The organism is Paenibacillus sp. P4_E11 (assembly GCF_056401635.1).
In genome coordinates this window covers 1-3,687 of record NZ_JBFUIX010000243.1, presented here as the reverse complement: position 1 = coordinate 3,687, position 3,687 = coordinate 1, and the positions used below count along the sequence as shown (strand labels likewise).

Genomic DNA, 3,687 nt, shown 5'->3' with positions numbered 1-3,687 from the left:
AGCTGAGTTGGCGCTGATCGGACAGCATATAGCCATCGAGGTCACGTATCCCGTTCAGATTTATGTTGATGGAAGGGGAGTTGGGATCTGTCTGTTTGACTATGATCACATTTAGTCGCCGGTTATTGACCCATTCGAGTCGTACACTGCTGAACGTGGGGGCACCTATTGAAGTTGCCAACCTTCGTGTCACACTATCCCGATCCACATCTTGGGTGAATTCGAATACATACGAGTATGGCTTCCCTAGTTCCAAGTGGCGAACGATATAGAAGCCTTTATCCAAGTTGGCGATGTATTCGGCAATTCCCGGGTCGTCATCTGAAGTAACCGAGTATCGGAACGGTACCTTATAACGAAGTGTAATGGTATGTTCTTGCTTCCCGTCCAGGGCGACGAAGCGGATTAGCACATCTTCTTGAGGGGCTTCTTGCAAGTGAAGCATGAGTGGGATTACATTAGAATCTCCGGGTTTAATCGGGTCTACCTTGAAGCGGATATCCGTTTTGGTGGATTTGGACGTGATCTTCACTCGATCGGGCAGCTGCGACAAGTCCTCTGGAGTGATGGGCACTTTCGTTTTCGGAATCACCATCACACTTACATTCGACTCGGTGTAAAATATAGGCTGCTCGCCACGATAGTCTTGTACGGATCGCTCAAAAATACGGACGGTGTCTACTCCTGCGTGGACGATGCTGTCTACAACAGACTTGATGATAGGTGTGGGCGTTGTTGACATAGGTGAAAGTGACGGGCTATTCAGTGGGGAAGGCTTGACGGAAGTAATTGCAGCAGAAGAGTAGCCAGGAGTCGATGTGACCGTGGAGTCTGGCGGACGCGCAGTGTCTTCACAGGCCGATAAGAGCCAAATACAAGTAACCAGCAGCAGCATGGAACGGATTGAATTCTTGAACATCGTCAACCCCCGCAGTATCTTTAATTTCTATTATAATCAACACTCAATTAGACGTACGTTGCATCCATTTTGTTCCAGTCGTATACAAAAAAACATCCCAGCGGGATACGCCAGGATGTCGTCGTACTTCGTAACGATACTAAGTTTTACTCCTTCACCGTAATCGTGATAGGTGACCATTCTCCAATTACGGTCTGATTACGAACGGATACGCTGCCTTGAGGCGTCAAGTCTTTCTCCGTCATAATCCCGAGCGCTACGGTGAACCGATTGAACTTGACCGGTACACCTTGTTCACGTCTTACGACTTGTCCATTCACTGCGAATATGACTTCGTCCGTACCGCGGTTGTACGTAATCTTGTAGGTGTTGAATTCTCGCGCTTCGAACTCCTGGCTTTCCTTGAAAATGCAAAAGTATCGTGTCTTGTCCGTCTCCGGTACTTCAACGCCAGGGAATGGAAGGATCGCATACACACTTGCATATGTGTCGTTGCCCGCGAAGAAATCGAGCGCTGCACCCGTTGAGAAATCCAGCAGATTCAACGAAACGTACCCATCGTACAGATCGTTAGGTGCAGTATTCGTGCTTCGCGCCCGGATTTGCAATTCGAAGCTTATTTCCCCGGACTCCGGAATTTCTACTGGTTGAGCGGAGAAGTACATATGTTTGGCGTTGTCCAATATTTGCACGTGATCGTGCTTGCGGCTAAGTGGAGCCCGGACGTACAAGATGCCGTTGCGTACGATGACGACTGCATTCGGTTCTCTGTATTGCCAGAATGAGCCGTCCTGCAAAGGGAAACCGCCGATGTTCCACACTTGGCCTTCAGATAGGATAGTATCAAAGTCTCCGAGTATCTTAGTTGTCTCCATAGGGGTCAATTCTCCTTCGTTGATTCGTTTGTCTTAGAGCAGTCCATCTACAAGCAAGGCGATGATCATAATCGCTCCACAACGAATGGCGGCCTTCAAAGAAGTGCCCATCAGCGGCAAGTAAGCTTGTGAACTGTTCTTGGCTTGTAAGGATCGATATACGTTCAGAAAAGGTACGATTGTGATTAGTCCAACTAACGCATAATAAGGAAGTGCATGAAACAGAACGGCTACAATGAGCGATAAGTAAGCCAGAATGAGCAGGATCTTCGAGAATAGAATTGCTTTTTGCTCGCCCCAGACGACGACCAGTGTTTTTTTGCCGGAAGCCTTGTCCGACTGCCAATGCAGGAAATGATGGTTATACAATATAAGAGTCGTCAGTAAGCCGATGGGTAAGGAAGCAAGAAAGGAACGAGTGTCGAACTGCGACGTCTGAACATAATAACTCCCCATTACAGGAAGTACACCGAACGCGATCAGAATCGCGATTTCGCTATATCCTTTGCCGCGATAACCGAACCGGATTGGTGGTGCTACATAGAAGTAGGCGATTAATGCGCCAATTGCCGCGAAGATCAGCACTTGCATTCCGCTAAGCACGGTGAGTAGAATACCTGATAGAACAGCTAGTACGAACAACCCCCAGGTCATAGTCGCGAACTTTCGCTCCGTAATGGCGCCGCTGGCGAGGAATCCTGAGTTGGTAGAAATGGTAGTCGCGGTTTCCCGCGCAGCAATATCTACTCCGCTGCGGAAATCCCATAAGTCGTTAATCATATTGGAGAACAAATGAGCCGCGCCTGCTCCGACTAATGTTATGATAAAGAGTAGCCAATGAAACTGTCCGCTCCAGGCATATGCCCCAACAGAACCAATCACGACGGGAACGATCATGACGGGGATCACTTGAAATCTGGAAGCGCGTTTGAACACGCTTAGTTTTCCCATTTTATCTAACTTCCTTTCAAGGCAAATGAACTTCTAGGTGTAATAAGTACAAAGTAGTCCATGCCATTATATGCCCCTGCTTCTGTCTTGTAAATATATAAAAGCTGTTAGCCGCGCCGTGAATTGGGTGGAATAGAGGAAAGTGCCGTACGTTTCAAGAACTAATTATAGAGGATATTCTAGGTTAACTGAAGCAATTATGAAAACAGCTTTGGAGGTTAGGTTAAGAATGAAGATTCGTTTGTGGCGCGTTCCAATTGTAGTATGGATCATAATGCTTACAGCTCTGCTCGTTAGAATCGGATTGGCGGTCGCGATGGTAGGCCATCCGACAGATATGATTACGTTCAAGGCATGGGCCAACTATGCGGCGACCAAAGGATTAGGCCATTTCTACTCGGGTGAAATATTCGCCGATTATCCACCAGGATATATTCTGGTACTATACGTTATTGGGAAGCTCAGACTATGGTTCGATCTGGATTTCGATGGCAAGGCGTTTCTGTTGTTGGTGAAAACACCGGCGATTATAGCGGATCTGCTTGCATCGCTTCTAATATATATAGCTGCAGCCAAGCATTGGCGACTGGCGGTGGCGGCGGGTCTTGCGGCCGCTTATGCATTCAATCCCGCGATCATTGTCAATTCATYGGCTTGGGGGCAAGTGGACTCTGTTTTCACGTTGTTCGTGGCACTCTTCGTGCTCTTAGCGGTGCAAGGCCGAATACCATACGCTGTCATAGCATTTGTTATGACCGTCTTGATCAAGCCTCAAGGACTGATCTTTACCCCGGTGCTCTTATTCGCGATGTACCGTAATCGTAATTGGAGGACGCTTGCCTGGAGCGTGGTCGGAGGGTTAATCACTTTCTTGATCATGATCTTACCGTTCGGACGCGGGACAGGCAAGGGGCTATTCTGGATTGTCGACCTGTACAACAA

Annotated in this window: 4 protein-coding genes; 1 reads left to right on the top strand and 3 read right to left on the bottom strand. The window is 47.9% G+C overall.

Annotation, left to right across the window (positions count from 1 at the left end; translation table 11 throughout):
* The 3 genes from AC1DWB_RS32105 to AC1DWB_RS32095 form a co-directional block, all read right to left on the bottom strand.
* Nucleotides 1-919 (bottom strand): hypothetical protein (locus AC1DWB_RS32105; protein ID WP_477545161.1); only part of this gene is annotated, 919 nt, incomplete at its 3' end.
* Nucleotides 920-1,065: 146 nt separating this feature from the next.
* Nucleotides 1,066-1,794 (bottom strand): DUF6081 family protein, encoded by a 729-nt coding sequence (locus tag AC1DWB_RS32100; RefSeq protein WP_477545160.1) that lies wholly within the window; start codon nucleotides 1,792-1,794, stop codon nucleotides 1,066-1,068.
* 33 nt (nucleotides 1,795-1,827) lie between these two features.
* On the bottom strand, nucleotides 1,828-2,745 hold the full coding sequence (locus AC1DWB_RS32095; RefSeq protein WP_477545159.1) for a UbiA family prenyltransferase: 918 nt from the start codon (nucleotides 2,743-2,745) through the stop codon (nucleotides 1,828-1,830).
* Nucleotides 2,746-2,974: 229 nt separating this feature from the next.
* Between AC1DWB_RS32095 and AC1DWB_RS32090 the strand changes: the two genes are divergently transcribed.
* Nucleotides 2,975-3,687, top strand: a 713-nt coding sequence (locus AC1DWB_RS32090) for a glycosyltransferase 87 family protein (RefSeq protein ID WP_477545158.1), incomplete at its 3' end; no start/stop codon positions are given.

Coding starts and splice junctions, on each gene's coding strand:
- AC1DWB_RS32100 (WP_477545160.1), bottom strand. CDS start 1,794: ATGGAGACAACTAAGATACTCGGAGACTTTGATACTATCCTATCTGAA.
- AC1DWB_RS32095 (WP_477545159.1), bottom strand. CDS start 2,745: ATGGGAAAACTAAGCGTGTTCAAACGCGCTTCCAGATTTCAAGTGATC.